This is a genomic window from Streptomyces sp. NPDC018026, from assembly GCF_044327745.1.
Classification (GTDB): domain Bacteria; phylum Actinomycetota; class Actinomycetes; order Streptomycetales; family Streptomycetaceae; genus Streptomyces; species Streptomyces rubrogriseus.
The window spans coordinates 111,345-128,967 of sequence record NZ_JBIRFY010000004.1; the positions used below are offsets into that span (position 1 = coordinate 111,345).

15 protein-coding genes are annotated in these 17,623 nt (G+C 73.8%); 12 read left to right on the forward strand and 3 right to left on the reverse strand.

Annotation, left to right across the window (positions count from 1 at the left end):
• Nucleotides 1-105: 105 nt before the first annotated feature.
• The 9 genes from ACH4D3_RS14500 (at nucleotide 106) to ACH4D3_RS14540 (ending at nucleotide 12,198) form a co-directional block, all read left to right on the forward strand.
• On the forward strand, nucleotides 106-1,848 hold the full coding sequence (locus ACH4D3_RS14500; protein ID WP_398321428.1) for a serine/threonine-protein kinase: 1,743 nt from the start codon (nucleotides 106-108) through the stop codon (nucleotides 1,846-1,848).
• A gap of 154 nt (nucleotides 1,849-2,002) precedes the next feature.
• On the forward strand, nucleotides 2,003-2,815 hold the full coding sequence (locus tag ACH4D3_RS14505) for a TIGR03084 family metal-binding protein (protein ID WP_398321431.1): 813 nt from the start codon (nucleotides 2,003-2,005) through the stop codon (nucleotides 2,813-2,815).
• A complete protein-coding gene (locus ACH4D3_RS14510; RefSeq protein ID WP_398321433.1) occupies nucleotides 2,812-4,500 on the forward strand; it encodes an acyclic terpene utilization AtuA family protein in 1,689 nt (562 codons plus the stop codon). The genes ACH4D3_RS14505 and ACH4D3_RS14510 overlap by 4 nt, the downstream gene beginning before the upstream one ends.
• A gap of 31 nt (nucleotides 4,501-4,531) precedes the next feature.
• Nucleotides 4,532-6,130: an acyl-CoA carboxylase subunit beta gene (locus tag ACH4D3_RS14515; RefSeq protein WP_398321436.1), complete on the forward strand. Its 1,599-nt coding sequence runs from the start codon at nucleotides 4,532-4,534 to the stop codon at nucleotides 6,128-6,130.
• Between the two features lie 13 nt (nucleotides 6,131-6,143).
• On the forward strand, nucleotides 6,144-7,997 hold the full coding sequence (locus ACH4D3_RS14520) for a biotin carboxylase N-terminal domain-containing protein (protein WP_398321439.1): 1,854 nt from the start codon (nucleotides 6,144-6,146) through the stop codon (nucleotides 7,995-7,997).
• Nucleotides 7,998-8,051: 54 nt separating this feature from the next.
• On the forward strand, nucleotides 8,052-9,200 hold the full coding sequence (locus ACH4D3_RS14525) for an acyl-CoA dehydrogenase family protein (RefSeq protein ID WP_398321442.1): 1,149 nt from the start codon (nucleotides 8,052-8,054) through the stop codon (nucleotides 9,198-9,200).
• Nucleotides 9,201-9,275: 75 nt separating this feature from the next.
• Nucleotides 9,276-10,844 carry a 4-coumarate--CoA ligase family protein gene (locus ACH4D3_RS14530; protein ID WP_398321445.1) on the forward strand — a complete coding sequence of 523 codons (1,569 nt, stop codon included), beginning with the start codon at nucleotides 9,276-9,278 and terminating at the stop codon, nucleotides 10,842-10,844.
• A complete protein-coding gene (locus ACH4D3_RS14535; RefSeq protein WP_398321448.1) occupies nucleotides 10,841-11,584 on the forward strand; it encodes an enoyl-CoA hydratase family protein in 744 nt (247 codons plus the stop codon). Before ACH4D3_RS14530 ends, ACH4D3_RS14535 begins: the two co-directional genes overlap by 4 nt.
• Entirely contained in the window at nucleotides 11,572-12,198 is a 627-nt protein-coding gene (locus ACH4D3_RS14540) for a TetR/AcrR family transcriptional regulator (RefSeq protein ID WP_398321451.1), read from the forward strand. Before ACH4D3_RS14535 ends, ACH4D3_RS14540 begins: the two co-directional genes overlap by 13 nt.
• A gap of 9 nt (nucleotides 12,199-12,207) precedes the next feature.
• Here ACH4D3_RS14540 and ACH4D3_RS14545 read toward each other — a convergent pair whose 3' ends face one another.
• From ACH4D3_RS14545 to pdxH, 3 genes are read right to left on the reverse strand one after another with little or no spacing between them, the layout of a single operon-like run.
• Nucleotides 12,208-12,612: a type II toxin-antitoxin system VapC family toxin gene (locus ACH4D3_RS14545; protein WP_398321454.1), complete on the reverse strand. Its 405-nt coding sequence runs from the start codon at nucleotides 12,610-12,612 to the stop codon at nucleotides 12,208-12,210.
• Nucleotides 12,609-12,761, reverse strand: coding sequence for a hypothetical protein (locus ACH4D3_RS14550; protein WP_398321457.1), 153 nt, complete (start codon nucleotides 12,759-12,761; stop codon nucleotides 12,609-12,611). The genes ACH4D3_RS14545 and ACH4D3_RS14550 overlap by 4 nt, the downstream gene beginning before the upstream one ends.
• Before the next feature lie 12 nt (nucleotides 12,762-12,773).
• Entirely contained in the window at nucleotides 12,774-13,478 is a 705-nt protein-coding gene (gene pdxH / locus ACH4D3_RS14555) for a pyridoxamine 5'-phosphate oxidase (protein WP_398321460.1), read from the reverse strand.
• A gap of 241 nt (nucleotides 13,479-13,719) precedes the next feature.
• Between pdxH and ACH4D3_RS14560 the strand changes: the two genes are divergently transcribed.
• From ACH4D3_RS14560 to ACH4D3_RS14570, 3 genes are all read left to right on the forward strand, one after another.
• Nucleotides 13,720-14,820, forward strand: coding sequence for a citrate synthase 2 (locus ACH4D3_RS14560; RefSeq protein WP_398321463.1), 1,101 nt, complete (start codon nucleotides 13,720-13,722; stop codon nucleotides 14,818-14,820).
• A 341-nt stretch (nucleotides 14,821-15,161) separates the two neighbouring features.
• A complete protein-coding gene (locus ACH4D3_RS14565) occupies nucleotides 15,162-16,061 on the forward strand; it encodes a GNAT family N-acetyltransferase (RefSeq protein WP_398321466.1) in 900 nt (299 codons plus the stop codon).
• Nucleotides 16,062-16,206: 145 nt separating this feature from the next.
• Nucleotides 16,207-17,616, forward strand: a complete 1,410-nt coding sequence (locus ACH4D3_RS14570) for a PAS domain-containing protein (RefSeq protein ID WP_398321469.1) — start codon at nucleotides 16,207-16,209, stop codon at nucleotides 17,614-17,616.
• The last annotated feature ends 7 nt before the right edge of the window (nucleotides 17,617-17,623 follow it).

The window sequence follows — 17,623 nt, forward strand, 5'->3', positions numbered from 1 at the left end:
CGGTGTGCGTGACCGCCCGGTGACGGCCCCGCCGCGCGTGGCCCTCACCCGCAGCGCATAGGCTGCGTACCTGGTCAGCTCATCGGGACCATGGGGAGGAAACCGATGACTCACTCGGCCGAGGTCTTCCAGCCCTTGCAGGACGACGATCCGCGCACGGTGGCCGGTTACCGTCTCGCGGCCCGGCTCGGCGCGGGCGGCATGGGCCGGGTCTATCTGTCCCACACCCGGGGCGGGCGGCCCGTGGCCATCAAGGTCGTACGCTCGGAACTGGCCGACGACGAGACCTTCCGGCGGCGTTTCGGCCGGGAGATCAAGGCGGCCCGGAAGGTGAAGGGCGCCTACACCGCCGAACTGATCGACGCCGACCCGGACGGCACCCCGCCCTGGCTGGCCACGCTGTACGTGCCCGGCCCCGCACTGTCGGACGCCGTCGCCCGCAGCGGGCCGCTGCCGGTGCCCGCGGTGCTGTGGCTGATGGCGGGCGTCGCCGAGGCGCTGCAGGCCGTCCACGGCGCGGGGATCGTGCACCGGGACCTCAAGCCGGCGAACGTCCTGCTGGCCGCCGACGGGCCGCGGGTCATCGACTTCGGCATCTCGCTCGCCGCCGACAGCACCGCGCACACCGCCACGGGCACCACCATCGGCACGGCCCAGTACATGGCGCCCGAACAGGCCTCCGCCGGTGCCGTCACGGCGGCCACCGACGTCTTCTCGCTCGGGCAGACGGCCGCGTTCGCGGCACTGGGCAAGCCGCTGTACGGCGACGGACCGGCAGCCACCGTGCTGTACCGGATCGTCCACTCGGAGCCCGACCTCTCCGAGCTGCCCGAGCGCCTGCGCGACCTGCTCGGCCGGTGCCTGGCCGCCGACCCCGCGGAACGGGCCGCCCCGGCGGAGATCGTCGAGTGGTGCCGCCGGGAGCTGGGCCGGGACGCGGGGGAGGACACGGGGCCCGCCGTGTGGCGGGAGATCGCCGGGCCCCCGGTGACGGTCCCGCCGCCGGTCGCGGCCACGGGGGCGGCGACCGCCGCGACTCCGGTCGCGGCCCCGGGCCCGACCGCGGCGCACACCGCGCCGTGGACCGCCCCGCAGGGGACCGTCCCGCAGGGGATTGTCCCCGCGCCCTGGCCGGGCGCCACGGGACCCGGCGGCCCGTTCGTGCCGCGGCGGCCGGACGGGCCGCAGGAGCGCAGGCGCCGCCGGAGAAACGCCGTCCTGATCACGGCCGCCGCCGCCGTCGCGTGCGGCCTGGTGATCGCGGCGGGAACGGCCCTCCTGGACGCGGCGGGGCGCGGCCTGGACCGGGCCCGGGACGCGGCCGAGTCGGCCTCGACGTCCGAGTCCGCGTCGGCGTCCGGTACGCCCCGTCCGGTGGCGGAGGGGGCGGCGTCGGGCGAGGAGGCGGCCGCGTCGTCGGCCGGAACGTCGGACACGGAGGCCGACGGCCCCACGGCGGGGACCACGGCGCCGGTGGCCCACGCCTACTACGTGCCGCTGCTGACCGGCGACAACTCGCTGATGATCCGCAGCGGCAAGGAAGGCAAGGGCCGCGAGGGAGACATCCGCTTCGGCTGCGAGTCGGCGGGCTGTGAGCTGACGAGTGACACGAGCGTGATCGTTCAGGTCCCCGGCGAGCCGGGCGCCACCTACGAGAAGTGCCGCGACCTGACGGCCGGCCCAAGCGTCCCGCACGAGCTCCCCCTGGCCGCGTCCGCGGCCGGAACCGAGATTTGCGTCAGGCACCGCAGCGGCGACATCGCGCTGCTGGTCATCCAGACCAAGTCGACCGCCATGCCGGAACACGGCTTCCTCGACGTGGATCTGACGGTCTGGCCTGCGGGCTGACCGCGCGGGCCGACCGGGTGGGCTCGAAAGCGTCGTGACCGGGGCGCCCGCCCGTCGCGCAAAATCATGCAAGCGTGCTTGATTGTTACCGGCCACCCTGCCATGCTCCTCCCCACACCGCCCCGCACATCGCCGTGCCCGAGGGGAGCGCCCCGTGTCCGACCCGACGCCCGTGATCGACGACCTGCGCGAGGAGAGCGAGGAACTCGACGCGCTGGTGGCCAAGTTGAGCCCCGAGGAGTGGCGGCTGGCCACCCCGGCGCCCGGCTGGACGATCGCTCACCAGATCGCGCACCTGCACTGGACCGACCGGGCCGCCCTGGTCGCCGTCACCGACGCGAACGGCTTCCGGGCGCTGGTCGAGCAGGCGCTCGCCGCACCCGACCGGTACGTCGACGACGCCGCCGAGGAGGGCGCCGAGCAGGCCCCCGCCGACCTGCTGGCCGCCTGGCGGGACGGCCGCGCCGCCCTCGACGAGGCGCTGCGCACCGCCGCCCCCGGCGCCCGCTTCCCCTGGTACGGCCCGCCCATGGCCACCGCCTCCATGGCCACCGCCCGCCTGATGGAGACCTGGGCCCACGGCCTGGACATCGCGGCCGCCCTCGGTGGGTCCCGCCCGCCCACCGACCGGCTGCGGCACGTCGCCCGCATCGGCGTCCGCGCCCGGGACTTCGCCTACGCCGTCCACGGACTCACCCCGCCCGCCGAGCCGTTCTGCGTCGAACTCACCGCGCCCGGCGGGGACGTGTGGGCGTACGGCCCCGAGGACGCCACCCAGCGCGTCACCGGCCCCGCGCTCGACTTCTGCCTCCTGGCCACCCAGCGCGCCCACCGCGCCGACCTCGCCCTCACCGCCGAGGGTCCGGACGCCGACCGCTGGCTGGACATCGCCCAGGCCTTCGCCGGACCGCCGGGAGCCGGACGCCAGCCGGGAGCCGGACGCCCGGGGCAGGGGGAGCCCCGGTGAGCGTGCTCCGCGTCGGCAACGCCTCCGGCTTCTACGGCGACCGCTTCGACGCCATGCGCGAGATGCTCACCGACGGCCCGCTGGACGTCCTCACCGGCGACTACCTCGCCGAGCTGACCATGCTCATCCTGGGCCGGGACCGGCTGAAGGACCCCGGCGCGGGATACGCCCGCACCTTCCTGCGGCAGTTGGAGGAGTGCCTCGGCCTCGCCCACGAGCGGGGCGTGCGGATCGTCGCCAACGCGGGCGGCCTCAACCCGGCCGGACTCGCCGACGCCGTACGGGCACTGGCCGAGCGGCTCGGCATCCCGGTGCGGGTCGCGCACGTCGAGGGCGACGACCTCACCGCCGCCCACCCGGGCGCGCTGGCCGCGCACGCCTACCTCGGCGGCTTCGGCATCGCCGCGTGCCTGCGGGCCGGTGCGGACGTGGTGGTCACCGGCCGGGTCACCGACGCCGCGCTGGTCACCGGACCCGCCGCCGCGCACTTCGGCTGGGGGCCCACGGAGTACGACCGGCTCGCGGGCGCGGTCGTCGCCGGGCACCTGCTGGAGTGCGGGGCGCAGGCGACCGGCGGCAACTACGCCTTCTTCCAGGACGGCGACGTACGGCGCCCCGGCTTCCCGCTCGCCGAACTGCACGCCGACGGCACCTCGGTCGTCACCAAGCACGACGGCACCGGCGGCTTCGTCGACGTCGGCACGGTCACCGCACAGCTGCTGTACGAGACGGGCGGCGCCCGGTACGCCGGACCCGACGTCACCGCCCGGCTGGACACCGTACGGCTGAGCCAGGACGGGCCCGACCGCGTCCGCGTGGAGGGCGTGCGCGGCGAGGCCCCGCCACCCACCCTCAAGGTCGGCCTGAACCGCCTCGGCGGCTTCCGCAACGAGGTCGCCTTCGTCCTCACCGGCCTGGACATCGAGGCCAAGGCCGCGCTGGTGCGGGACCAGATGGAACCGGCGCTCGGCAAGGTCGCCGACGTCCGCTGGGACCTGGCCCGCACCGACCGGCCCGACGCCCCCACCGAGGAGACGGCCGGCGCCCTGCTGCGGCTCGTCGTCCGGGACGCCGACCAGCAGGCCGTGGGACGGGCGCTGAGCGGCGCCGCGATCGAACTGGCCCTCGCGAGCTATCCCGGATTCCATGTGCTCGCGCCACCCGGAAAGGGCGCGCCCTATGGGGTCTTCGAGGATGTGTACGTCCCCCATGGGGCCGTCGACCATGTGGCCGTCCTCCATGACGGGCGGCGCGTGAGCGTGTCACCACCACCGGCCCAGGACCCCGCCGTACCGGCACCGGCACCGGCACCGGTGCCGGAACCACCCCTCCCGCGGCCGCTCCCCCCGGGACCCGTCCGCCGCGCCCCCCTCGGCCTCGTCGCCGGTGCCCGCAGCGGCGACAAGGGCGGCAACGCCAACGTGGGCGTGTGGGCCAGAACCGACGACGCCTGGCGCTGGCTCGTCCACGCACTGACCGCCGACCGGTTCCGCGAGCTGATCCCCGAGGCCCGCGACCTGCCCGTCACCCGGCATCAGCTCCCCCACCTGCGCGCCCTCAACTTCGTCGTCGAGGGCATCCTCGGCGAGGGCGTCGCCGCGCAGGCCCGTTTCGACCCGCAGGCCAAGGCGCTCGGCGAATGGCTGCGCGCCCGGCACCTGGACATCCCGGAGGTCCTGCTGTGACCGTCCCGCCGTACGTTCCGGAGGTTGTGCCGTGACCGTCCTGCCCTCCGCCCTCGACCCCGCCGACCCCGGCCACCGCGCGCACCGCGAGGCCATGCTCGGCAGGCTCGCCGAGCTGGACGCCGAACACGCCAAGGCCCTCGCGGGCGGCGGCGAGAAGTACGTCGCCCGGCACCGGAAGCGCGGCAAGCTCCTCGCCCGCGAGCGCATCGAACTGCTCCTCGACCCGGACACGCCCTTCCTGGAGCTGTCGCCGCTGGCGGCCTGGGGGAGTGAGTACACCGTGGGCGCGTCCCTCGTCACCGGCATCGGTGTCGTCGAGGGCGTCGAGTGCCTGATCACCGCCAACGACCCGACCGTGCGCGGCGGAGCCAGCAATCCCTGGTCGCTGAAGAAGGCCCTGCGCGCCAACGACATCGCCCTCGCCAACCGGCTGCCCTGCATCAGCCTGGTGGAGTCCGGCGGCGCCGACCTGCCCTCGCAGAAGGAGATCTTCATCCCGGGCGGCGCGATCTTCCGCGACCTCACCCGGCTGTCCGCGGCCGGCATCCCCACGATCGCCGTCGTCTTCGGCAACTCCACGGCCGGGGGCGCCTACATCCCCGGCATGTCTGACCACACCATCATGGTCAAGGAGCGCGCCAAGGTCTTCCTCGGCGGCCCGCCGCTGGTCAAGATGGCCACCGGCGAGGAGAGCGACGACGAGTCGCTGGGCGGCGCCGAGATGCACGCCCGCACCTCCGGCCTCGCCGACCACTTCGCCGTCGACGAACCCGACGCCCTGCGCCAGGCCCGCCGCGTCGTCGCCCGGCTCAACCACCGCAAGGCGTACGCCGACCCGCCCCTCGCCGAGCCGCCCAAGTACGACCCGGAGGACCTGCTCGGCATCGTCCCCGCCGACCTGCGCACGCCCTTCGACCCGCGCGAGGTGATCGCCCGAATCGTCGACGCCTCCGACTTCGACGAGTTCAAACCGCTGTACGGGACCAGCCTGACCACCGGCTGGGCGGCCCTGCACGGCTATCCGGTGGGCATCCTCGCCAACGCCCAGGGGGTCCTGTTCAGCGAGGAGTCGCAGAAGGCCGCCCAGTTCATCCAGCTCGCCAACCAGCGCGACATCCCGCTCCTCTTCCTCCACAACACCACCGGCTACATGGTCGGCAAGGAGTACGAGCAGGGCGGCATCATCAAACACGGCGCCATGATGATCAACGCCGTCTCCAACTCCCGCGTCCCGCACCTGTCCGTCCTGCTCGGCGCCTCCTACGGCGCCGGGCACTACGGCATGTGCGGCCGCGCCTACGACCCGCGTTTCCTCTTCGCCTGGCCCAGCGCCAAGTCCGCCGTCATGGGCCCGCAGCAGCTCGCCGGCGTCCTGTCCATCGTCGCCCGCCAGTCCGCCGCCGCGAAGGGGCAGCCCTACGACGACGAGGGCGACGCCGCCCTGCGCGCCATGGTGGAGCAGCAGATCGAGTCCGAGTCGCTGCCCATGTTCCTGTCCGGGCGGCTCTACGACGACGGCGTCATCGACCCCCGCGACACCCGCACCGTCCTCGGCCTGTGCCTGTCCGCCGTGCACACGGCCCCCTACGAGGGCGCACGCGGCGGCTTCGGCGTCTTCCGCATGTGAGGGTGAGAGACCAGTGATCACTTCCGTACTCGTCGCCAACCGGGGCGAGATCGCCTGCCGCGTCTTCCGCACCTGCCGCGAGGCGGGCATCCGCACCGTCGCCGTGCACTCGGACGCCGACGCGAACGCCCTCCACACGCGCGTGGCCGACGCCGCCGTACGCCTGCCGGGTGCCGCCCCCGCCGACACCTACCTGCGCGGCGACCTGATCGTGAAGGCCGCCGTCGCCGCCGGAGCCGACGCCGTCCACCCCGGCTACGGCTTCCTCTCCGAGAACGCCGACTTCGCGCGCGCGGTACGGGACGCGGGGCTGGTCTGGATCGGACCGCCGCCCGAGGCCGTCGAGGCGATGGCGTCCAAGACCCGCGCCAAGGAACTGATGGGCATCGCAGCCCTCACCGGCGCCACGGACGTCACCGAGGCCGACCTCCCGGTCCTGGTCAAGGCGGCGGCGGGCGGCGGCGGACGCGGCATGCGGGTCGTACGCCGCCTCGCCGACCTCGACGCCGAACTGACGGCCGCCCGCGCGGAGGCCGCGAGCGCCTTCGGCGACGGCGAGGTCTTCGTCGAGCCCTACGTGGAGAACGGCCGCCACGTCGAGGTGCAGATCCTCGCCGACACCCACGGCACCGTGTGGGCCCTCGGCACCCGCGACTGCTCCCTCCAGCGCCGCCACCAGAAAGTGATCGAGGAGGCCCCGGCACCCGGCCTGGCCCCCGGGCTCACCGCCGAACTCCACGACCTCGCCGTACGCGCCGCCCGTGCCGTCGACTACGTCGGCGCGGGCACCGTGGAGTTCCTCGTCGCCGACGGCACGGCGCACTTCCTGGAGATGAACACCCGCCTCCAGGTCGAACATCCGGTCACGGAGGCGGTCTTCGGCATCGACCTCGTCGCCCTCCAGCTCCGGATCGCCGAAGGCCACGCCCTGGAAAACGATCCCCCGCGCGCGCGTGGCCACGCCGTCGAGGCCCGCCTCTACGCCGAGGACCCGGCGAACGGCTGGGCCCCGCAGACCGGCCGCCTGCACCGCCTCGCCGTCCCCGACGGCATCCGCCTGGACACCGGCTACACCGACGGCGACGACATCGGCGTCCACTACGACCCGATGCTCGCCAAGGCGGTCGCCCACGCGCCCACGCGCGCGGAAGCCGTCCGACGCCTCGCCGGAGCCCTGGAACGGGCGGCGATCCACGGCCCGGTCACCAACCGCGACCTCCTCGTCCGCTCCCTGCGCCACGAGGAGTTCACCTCCGGCTGCATGGACACGGGCTTCTACGACCGCCACCTCGCCGACCTCACCGAGCCGGCCCCCGACCCCCTCGCCCCGCTGGCCGCCGCCCTCGCCGACGCGAGCACCCGTGCGGGACGCTTCGGCGGCTGGCGCAACCTGCCCTCGCAACCGCAGGTCAAGCGCTACGCCGTGGCGGGCGAGGAACACGAGGTCCGCTACGGGCACACCCGCACGGGTCTCACCGCCGACGGCGTCCGCGTCGTCCACGCCGCCCCCGACCGGGTCGTCCTCGAAACGGACGGCGTACAACGCCCCTTCGACATCGCCCGCCACGGCGACCACGTCCACGTCAACACCACGCGCCTCACCGCCCTGCCCCGCTTCCCCGACCCCACCGCCCAGCACGCCCCCGGCTCCCTCCTGGCCCCCATGCCCGGCACGGTCGTCCGCGTCGCGGAGGGCCTGACCGAGGGCACCACCGTCCAGGCGGGCCAGCCGTTGCTGTGGCTGGAGGCCATGAAGATGGAACACAGGATCACGGCCCCGGTGACAGGCACGCTGGCCGCGCTGAACGCCGTACCGGGACAACAAGTGACGGTCGGCTCTCTACTGGCGGTAGTGCAAGCAACCTAGGGGCGCGGGGAACTGCGCGAGCAACCACACACAACCCGCACCCGAAGGAGCACAGTGACCACCCTCATCGAATCCGAAGAGCACAAGTCCCTCCGCGCAGCGGTATCCGCCTTCGCACAGACCCACCCGCACACCACCAACGCCGAAGACAACACCCGCCTCTGGCAAGCCGCGGCCAAGCTCGGCTACATCGGCGTCAACCTGCCGGAGGCATACGGCGGAGGCGGCGCCGGTATCACCGAACTCTCCCTCGTCCTCGAAGAGCTGGGCGCCGCGGGCAACCCCCTCCTCATGATGATCGTCTCCCCGGCGATCTGCGGCACCGTCATCGCCCGCTTCGGCACCGAGGAGCAGAAGCGCGAGTGGCTCCCGCCCCTCGCCGACGGCAGCCGCCTCATGGCCTTCGGCATCACCGAACCCGACGCCGGTTCCAACAGCCACCGCATCACCACCACCGCCCGCCGCGACCCGGCCACCGGGGACTGGATCCTCACCGGACGCAAGGTGTTCGTCTCCGGCGTCGACCTCGCCGACGCCACCCTGATCGTCGGCCGTACCGAAGACGCCCGCACCGGCAGGCTCAAGCCCTGCCTCTTCATCGTCCCGCGCGACGCCGAGGGTTTCGAGCGCCGCCCCATCGACATGGAACTCAACGCCGTGGAGCGGCAGTTCGAGCTGACCCTCGACGACGTGCGGCTGCCCGCCGACGCCCTGGTCGGCGACGAGGACGCGGGGCTCCTCCAGCTCTTCGCGGGCCTCAACCCCGAGCGCGTGATGACGGCCGCCTTCGCGATCGGCATGGGCCGCCACGCTCTCGCGAAGGCCGTGGAGTACGCCCGTGAGCGCACCGTGTGGAAGACCCCCATCGGCGCCCACCAGGCCATCGCCCACCCCCTCGCCCAGGCGCACATCGACCTCGAACTCGCCCGCCTGATGATGCAGAAGGCGGCCCATCTGTACGACGCGGGCGACGACGTCGGCGCGGGCGAGGCCGCCAACATGGCCAAGTACGCGGCCGGGGAGGCCTGTGTGAAGGCCGTCGACCAGGCGGTGCACACCCTCGGCGGCAACGGCCTCACCCGCGAGTTCGGGCTCGCCCGGCTGATAACGGCCTCGCGCGTGGCCCGTATCGCCCCCGTGAGCCGGGAGATGATCCTCAACTACGTCTCCCACCAGACCCTGGGCCTGCCCAAGTCGTACTAGGCCAGTACGAGGCCCAGTACAAGGCCCGGTACAAGATCCAGTACGAGGCCGTATCCAGCCCGCGTTGGAGGAACCGTGTTCCGCAGCGAGTACGCAGACGTCCCGCCCGTCGACCTGCCCATCCACGACGCCGTGCTCGGCGGTGCCGCCGCCTTCGGGGACACCCCGGCGCTGATCGACGGCACCGACGGCACCACCCTCACCTACGAGCAGGTGGACCGGTTCCACCGGCGCGTCGCCGCCGCCCTCGCCGAGACCGGCGTGCGCAAGGGCGACGTCCTCGCCCTGCACAGCCCCAACACCGTCGCCTTCCCGCTCGCCTTCTACGCCGCCACCCGCGCGGGCGCCTCCGTCACCACGGTGCATCCGCTCGCGACGGCGGAGGAGTTCGCCAAGCAGCTGAAGGACAGCGCGGCCCGCTGGATCGTCACCGTCTCACCGCTCCTGTCCACCGCCCGCCGGGCCGCCGAACTCGCGGGCGGTGTCGAGGAGATCCTGGTCTGCGACAGCGCGCCCGGTCACCGCTCACTCGTCGACATGCTGGCCTCGACCGCGCCCGAACCCTCCGTCGGGATCGACCCGGCCGAGGACGTCGCCGCCCTGCCGTACTCCTCGGGCACCACCGGCACCCCCAAGGGCGTCATGCTCACCCACCGGCAGATCGCCACCAACCTCGCCCAGCTCGAACCGTCGATGCCGTCCGCGCCCGGCGACCGGGTCCTCGCTGTGCTGCCGTTCTTCCACATCTACGGCCTGACCGCCCTGATGAACGCCCCGCTCAGGCTCGGCGCCACCGTCGTCGTGCTGCCCCGCTTCGACCTGGAGCAGTTCCTCGCCGCCATCCAGAACCACCGCATCACCAGCCTGTACGTCGCCCCGCCGATCGTCCTGGCCCTGGCCAAACACCCCTTGGTCGCCGACTACGACCTCTCCTCGCTGAAGTACGTCGTCAGCGCCGCCGCCCCGCTGGACGCCCGCCTCGCCGCCGCCTGCTCCCGGCGGCTCGGCCTGCCGCCCGTCGGCCAGGCCTACGGCATGACCGAGCTGTCCCCGGGCACCCACGTCGTCCCGCTCGACGCCATGGCCGACGCGCCGCCCGGCACCGTCGGCAGGCTCATCGCCGGGACCGAGATGCGCATCGTCTCGCTCACCGACCCCGGCAAGGACCTCCCCGCCGACGAGTCCGGGGAGATCCTCATCCGCGGGCCCCAGATCATGAAGGGCTACCTCCGCCGCCCCGACGCCACCGCCGCCATGATCGACGAGGACGGCTGGCTGCACACGGGGGACGTCGGACACGTCGACACCGAGGGCTGGCTGTTCGTCGTCGACCGCGTCAAGGAACTGATCAAGTACAAGGGCTTCCAGGTGGCCCCCGCCGAACTGGAGGCCCTCCTGCTCACCCACCCCGGCGTCGCCGACGCCGCCGTCATCGGCGAGTACGACGACGACGGCAACGAAGTACCGCACGCCTTCGTCGTCCGCCAGCCGGCCGCACCCGGCCTCGCGGAGGGCGAGATCATGATGTACGTCGCCGAACGCGTCGCCCCTTACAAACGCGTCCGCCGGGTCACCTTCGTGGACGCCGTCCCCCGCGCCGCCTCCGGCAAGATCCTCCGCCGACGGCTGAGGGCGCAGCGGTGAGCCCGGCCGCCCGCGTCGACCGCACGCGCGCGCGGGGCGTCGCGACCCTCACCCTCGACTCGCCGCACAACCGCAACGCCCTGTCCGCCGCCCTGGTCGACGGCCTGGCCGACGCCCTCGCCGCGGCGGGCGACGACCCCGGCGTCCGCGCCGTCGTCCTCACCCACACCGGCAACACCTTCAGCGCCGGCGCCGACCTGCGCGACCCGCCCGACCCGGACGCCCTGGTCGGCCTGTTCCGGCGGATCGCCGAGCTGCCGAAACCGGTGATCGCCCGGGTCGCCGGGCACGTCCGCGCGGGCGGGCTCGGCCTGGTCGCCGCCTGCGACATCGCGGCGGCGTCCACGGAGTCGACGTTCGCCTTCACCGAGGTCCGCATCGGCGTGGCGCCCGCCGTCATCTCGCTCACCCTGCTGCCCCGCGCCGACCCGCGCGCCCTCGCCCGCTACTACCTCACCGGTGAGCGCTTCGACGCCGCCGAGGCCGCCCGCACCGGCCTGGTCACCGCGGCGGGCGACGACGTGGACGCCGTACTCGAACCCGTCCTCGACGGTGTGCGCCGTGCCTCACCGCAGGGCCTGGCCGAGACGAAACGGCTGCTCACGGCTAGGGTGCTGGAGGCCTTCGACCGGGACGCGGCCGATCTGACCGCGCTCTCGGCCCGGCTGTTCGCCTCCCCGCAGGCCCGCGAGGGGATGACGGCCTTCCTCGAACGACGGGATCCGGAATGGGTGGTGTGAGCGGCGCCGTGAACGCGGCCGACCGCGCGGAGCGCGTGCCCAAGCAGGACCGCAGCCGGGCCACCCGGCAGCGGCTCCTGGAAGCCGCCGTGGCCTGCCTCGCCGAACGCGGCTGGGCCGGCTCCACGGTCTCCGTCGTCGCCGAACGTGCCGGAGTCTCCCGGGGAGCCGCCCAGCACCACTTCCCGACCCGCGAGGACCTCTTCACCGCGGCCGTGGAGTACGTCGCCGAGGAACGCTCCGGCGCGCTGCGCGCCCTGTTCCCCGAGGGCGCCGGAGCCGACGACCGGCGCTCGGTGGTCGCCGCCCTCGTCGACCTCTACACCGGCCCGCTCTTCCGCGCCGCCCTGCACCTGTGGGTGGCCGCCTCCAACGAGGAGCAGCTGCGCGGCCGGGTCACCGAGCTGGAGGCCCGCGTCGGCCGGGAGAGCCACCGCATCGCCGTCGACCTCCTGGGCGCCGACGAGAGCCGGCCCGGCGCCCGCGAAACCGTCCAGGGCCTCCTGGACATGGCCCGCGGCCTGGGCCTGGCCAACCTCCTCACCGACGACGGGGCACGGCGGGAACGGGTGGTGGAGCAGTGGGCACGGCTGCTGGACGCGGCGCTGGACTGAGACGGCCGGTCAGCCGTCGCGAAGGTCGATCAGCCCGCAGCGGATGTGCGGGGCTCCCGCGAACTTGGCGTCCACGGTGACGAGCCCGGCGTCCAGCGTCTCGGCGAGTGCCACGTACGAGGCGTCGTACGGCCACATGTCGTGACGCAGTTCCCAGATGCGCGGGAGCAGTGGAGCGTGGTCGTACCGCGTGAGCTGCATGCGTCCCAAGAGCTGGAGAGCGCGTTCGGCCTCGCCCTCGGGGAGCTTCCCGCCCCGCACGAGACCGCGGAACAGCGAGGCGCACTCCAGGTCCACGGCGTGTGGCGCGGCCAGCCGGTGGTCCGCGACGCGGGCCCGCACCCGGTCGGCGAGCGCGTCGCCGCCGACGAGGAACTCCACGAGCGCGGAGGTGTCCAGAACGAGAACGCTCACGCTCGGGCCTCGCGAAGGTCGCGGAGGGCGTCCGTGACGTCGTCCGCCGTGACCTGCGCGCGCGAGGCGATCGCCCGCGCCTCGTGCGCCGCCTCGGCAGGAGTCAGTGTCGCGGCCTCATCGGCGCATTTTAGTCCCTGAGCCAGCATGATGCCTCCAGCTCACGGACTCAGCCGCTCCACCCGCCAGCCCCCGCCCGCCGCTGCCGCGTACCGCAGCCGGTCGTGCAGCCGGTTCTCGCGGCCCTGCCAGAACTCCACCGCCTGCGGCACCACCCGGAACCCGCCCCAGTGCGGCGGCACCGGCACCTGCTCGCCCTCCGGGTAACGCGCCGCCAGCTCGGCGTACGCCGTGTCCAGGGCCCGCCGCCCGGCCACCACCGTGGACTGCGCGCTGGCCCAGGCACCCAGCTGGGAGCCGTGCGGCCGGGTCCGGAAGTACGCGGCGGTCTCGTCCCGCCCGGTGCGACGCGCGACGCCGGTGACCACGACCTGCCGGGCCATCGGATGCCAGGGGAACAGCAGCGACACGTGCGGGTTCGCGTCCAGCTCGCGCGCCTTGCGGGAGTCGTAGTTGGTGTAGAAGACGAACCCCCGCTCGTCGAAGTGCTTCAGCAGCACCGTGCGGGAGCTGGGCCGCCCCTCGGGGTCCGCCGTGGAGACGACCATGGCGTTCGGCTCGAACAGGCCGCCGTCCGTCGCCGCCTGCTTGAACCAGCGCGCGAACTGCTCGACGGGCGTCGCCGCCAGCTCGGTCTCGGACAGCCCCTCGGCCCGGTACTGCTTGCGCATCGAGGCGAGATCGAAGGGGACTGGGTCGGCGGCGGGGACGGTGGAATCGGCTTCGCGATCGGTCACGCCGCCCATCCTGCCCCATCCGCTCCACCACCCGACCGGGGGTGGCACCCAGTGCCGCACCCACTGCCCAAAGCGGGCACACGGGGATATGGTGCTTGGTCCCGCCGCGGCCGGATGACCGACGGCCGTACGGGGCATCACAGGGGTGACCGCCGGGACCGCGAGTCGGGCACACGACCGTGGATCCATGGAGGCGCCGCACCGTCTCCGCACAGGTCGCCGTACGCCACTGATCACGAGGAGCCGCCTGATGTCCGACTTCGTACCCGGGCTAGAGGGAGTCGTCGCGTTCGAGACGGAGATCGCCGAACCCGACAAGGAGGGCGGCGCCCTGCGCTACCGCGGCGTCGACATCGAGGACCTGGTCGGGCACGTCTCCTTCGGCAAGGTCTGGGGCCTGCTCGTCGACGGGGCCTTCAACCCCGGCCTGCCGCCCGCCGAGCCCTTCCCCATCCCCGTGCACTCCGGCGACATCAGGGTCGACGTCCAGTCCGCCCTCGCCATGCTCGCCCCCGCCTGGGGCCTCAGGCCGCTGCTGGACATCGACGCCGCCCAGGCCCGCGACGACCTCGCCCGGGCCGCCGTCATGGCCCTGTCCTACGTCGCCCAGTCCGCGCGCGGCCAGAGCCTGCCCATGGTCCCGCAGCGCGAGATCGACAAGGCCCAGTCCGTCGTCGAACGCTTCATGATCCGCTGGCGCGGCGAACCCGACCCCAAGCACGTCGCCGCCGTCGACGCCTACTGGACCTCCGCCGCCGAGCACGGCATGAACGCCTCCACCTTCACCGCCCGGGTCATCGCCTCCACCGGCGCGGACGTCGCCGCCGCCCTCTCCGGGGCGGTGGGCGCCATGTCGGGACCTCTGCACGGCGGCGCCCCGTCCCGCGTCCTGCACATGATCGAGGAGATCGAGCGCACCGGCGACGCCGAGGCCTACGTCAAGAAGACCCTCGACGCGGGCGAACGCCTCATGGGCTTCGGGCACCGCGTCTACCGCGCCGAGGACCCGCGCGCCCGCGTCCTGCGCCGCACCGCCCGCGAACTGGGCGCCCCGCGCTACGAGGTCGCCGAGGCCCTGGAGAAGGCCGCCCTGGCCGAACTGCACGCCCGCCGCCCCGACCGGGTGCTGGCCACCAACGTCGAGTTCTGGGCCGCCATCATGCTGGACTTCGCCGAGGTCCCGGCGCCCATGTTCACCTCGATGTTCACCTGCGCCCGCACCGCCGGCTGGTCGGCGCACATCCTGGAACAGAAGCGCACCGGCCGGCTGGTCCGCCCCTCCGCCCGCTACACGGGCCCGGGCAGCCGCGACCCGCGCGAGATCGAGGGCTACGCCGACATCGCGGGCTGACCGCACCTTTCGGCCTCTGAACGCAGGCGACCCGCGAGTCTGGTTCCTCCGTGGAGGAGCCGGCCGGACGTACCGGCGACTCGCGGGTCGGGTGACTGCTTGGGATTGGGCCGGCTGCACGCGTCTGTCACGCGCTGGTCCGGCGCCGCACTCCGTGTGGTGCCGGGCCGCTAGCCCGCAGCCACCTCACGCGTCCGGATGTCATACATTTGCCGAACCACCTCCCTTCTGTGTACGCACCACCCTAAGAACCGGTCGGCCGCCGATCAATCGAATTTCCGGGTGGATTCGTCGTTGATCTCCCATGGACGCGTCTTCGCTGGTCACCTACGGTTTCGCTCATGACGAAACGACTGGGGGAGGCGCCGGCCAGGCGGGCGGTGGTCAGCGGGTCGACGTTCGAGGAGCGGATCGGTTACGCCCGCGCCGTCGTCGACGGCGACCGGGTCCACGTGTCCGGCACGACCGGATTCGACTACGCGACGATGACGATCTCCGGGGACGTGGTGGAGCAGGCCGAACAGTGCCTGCGCAACATCGGGTCCGCGCTGGCCGAAGCGGGATGCACGTTCGCGGACGTGGTGCGGGTGCGGTACCTGCTGCCCGCGCGGGAGGACTTCGAACCGTGCTGGCCCGTGCTGCGGCGGGCGTTCGGGCAGGTGCGGCCGGCCGCGACGATGATGGTGTGCGGCCTCGCCGACGAGCGGATGCGGATCGAGATCGAGGTGTACGCGCGCCGGGGAACGGTCGCGGGGACCGGAGCGGGCCCGGCGCTGCGGATCGAGCCGGTGGACGGGGACGCCATGGTCGAGGAGTGGCGGCACGTGCACAACGTGATCGTGCCGCCGGCCGCCATGACCCTTGACGAGGCGCGGGAACGCGCCGGACGCAACCGTCTGGCCAACGCCTACCTCGACGGCGTGCTCGTCGGCTGCTCCACCGTGCGGCCGCCCGGGGGCGAGGAGCGGGTCGCGACCGTGATCGCACGGACGCTGCCGGCGTACCGGGGACGAGGGATCGGTACGGCGCTCTACGAGGAGGGGCTGGCACACGCGCGCGTGCTGGGTGCCGGGGCGGTGGAGACCGTGGTGCTGGCGGCCAACACCGACGGGTTGCGGTTCGCCGGGGCGCGCGGGTTCGTGGAGAAGGAGCGGTACGTGCTCGACGGCGAGCACGACGAGTGGGTCGATCTGAGGCTCGCCGCAGCCCGCCCGGCACGACCGGCCGCGCCCCCTTCATGACGGGGGCGTATGCCGAGTTTCCGCAGTACAACGATTTCCGCGAACTTGCGGGAACCCGATGTGTGCTGCATCACGTTCGAGTTGAATGAAGGCCAGTGAGCGAACCGACGTACCGTACGGCGGACGCAGCCTGCAGGGGGTCCGGGTGAGTGCTTCGCGGCGTAGTGGGACCACCGACGAGCTGGGGCCGGACGAGCCGGAGCAGCCCGAGCGGGACGGCGCGGACCTGCTGGCCGCCCTCCTCGACGGCATGGACGCGGCCCTGTGCGCCTTCGACGCGGCCGGGGTCGTGACCCACTGGAACCGCGAGGCGGAGCGGATCCTCGGCTGGAGCGCCGCCGAGGCCGTGGGACGGCAGGGCTTCGCGGGGTGGGCCGTGCGCAGCGCGGACGCCGGGGAGGTGGAGGACCGGCTGCTGTCCGCCATGCGGGCGCCGGGCCGCCAGGTGAACGAGTTCGCGCTGCTGACCAAGGACGGCGGCCGGGTGCTGGTGCGTACCCAGTCCGCGGCGGTGCGCGGCCCCGACGGGCGGCCCGCGGGGGTGTACTGCGCGTTCAGCGAGGTGCACGCGCAGATCGACCTGGAGCGGTCCATCGCGCTGAGCGAGGCCCTGCTGGAGGACGCGAGCTGGGGTGTCGTCCTGGTCGACGCGGACCTGCGGCCCGCCGTGGTCAACGCGCACGCGGCACGGGCGCTCGGGGCCGGACGCACGTCCGTGCTGGGGCGCCCGCTCGGCGACCTGCTCGCCCAGGGCGTCGAGGAGCTGGAGAACGCGCTGACGCACGTCCTGGCCGAGGGCGCGCCGCCCGCGCCCGCCGAGGTGTGGGTGAGCCTGCGCACCCCCGAGGGGGAGCGGCGCCGGTGCTGGCGCAGCGGCTTCGTGCGGCTGGCCTCGCCGCTCGCGGAGGAGCCGGTGCCGCTGGGCGTGGGCTGGCTGTTCCAGGACGTGACCGAGTCGAAGCAGGGCGAGCAGGAGGCGGCGCTGCTGCGCTTCAGGGCCAACCAGCTGCACCGGGCGGCGCGGGCCGCGGCCGAGTGCGAGGACCCGGCCGAGGCCGCGATCGTCCACCTGGACTTCGCGCTGGCCGGGTTCGCCGACCACGCCCTCATCGACCGCGTGGTGGGCGGCGCGGCCTCGGACACCGACACCGACGCCGCGGAGCAGGTGCGGCTGGTCCGGGTCGCGGCCACCCCGTCCGGTGCGCCCGGGCCCAGCGTGCCGTCCGGGACGTCCGGGATGCCGGTGCGCTACGGCGAGGGACACCCCGCGGTGCAGTGCGTGGAGCGGGCGGGCTCGGTGCGGGCCAGCGCCGGTGTGCGGGCCGTCCCGGCCGAGCAGGTGCGCCGGTGGGCCACGGCCCGGCAGTGGCCGGAGGACACGGTGCACGGCCTGTGCGCGGTGCTGCGCAGCCGCGGCCGGACGCTGGGCGTCGTCACGTTCCTGCGCGGCGCGGGCCGCAGCGCCTTCGAGCGGCCGGACGCGATGTACGCGGAGGACGTGGCGGTCCGGATCGCGACCGCGCTGGACCTGGCCGGCGCGGTGGAGCGGTCCTAGGCCTACC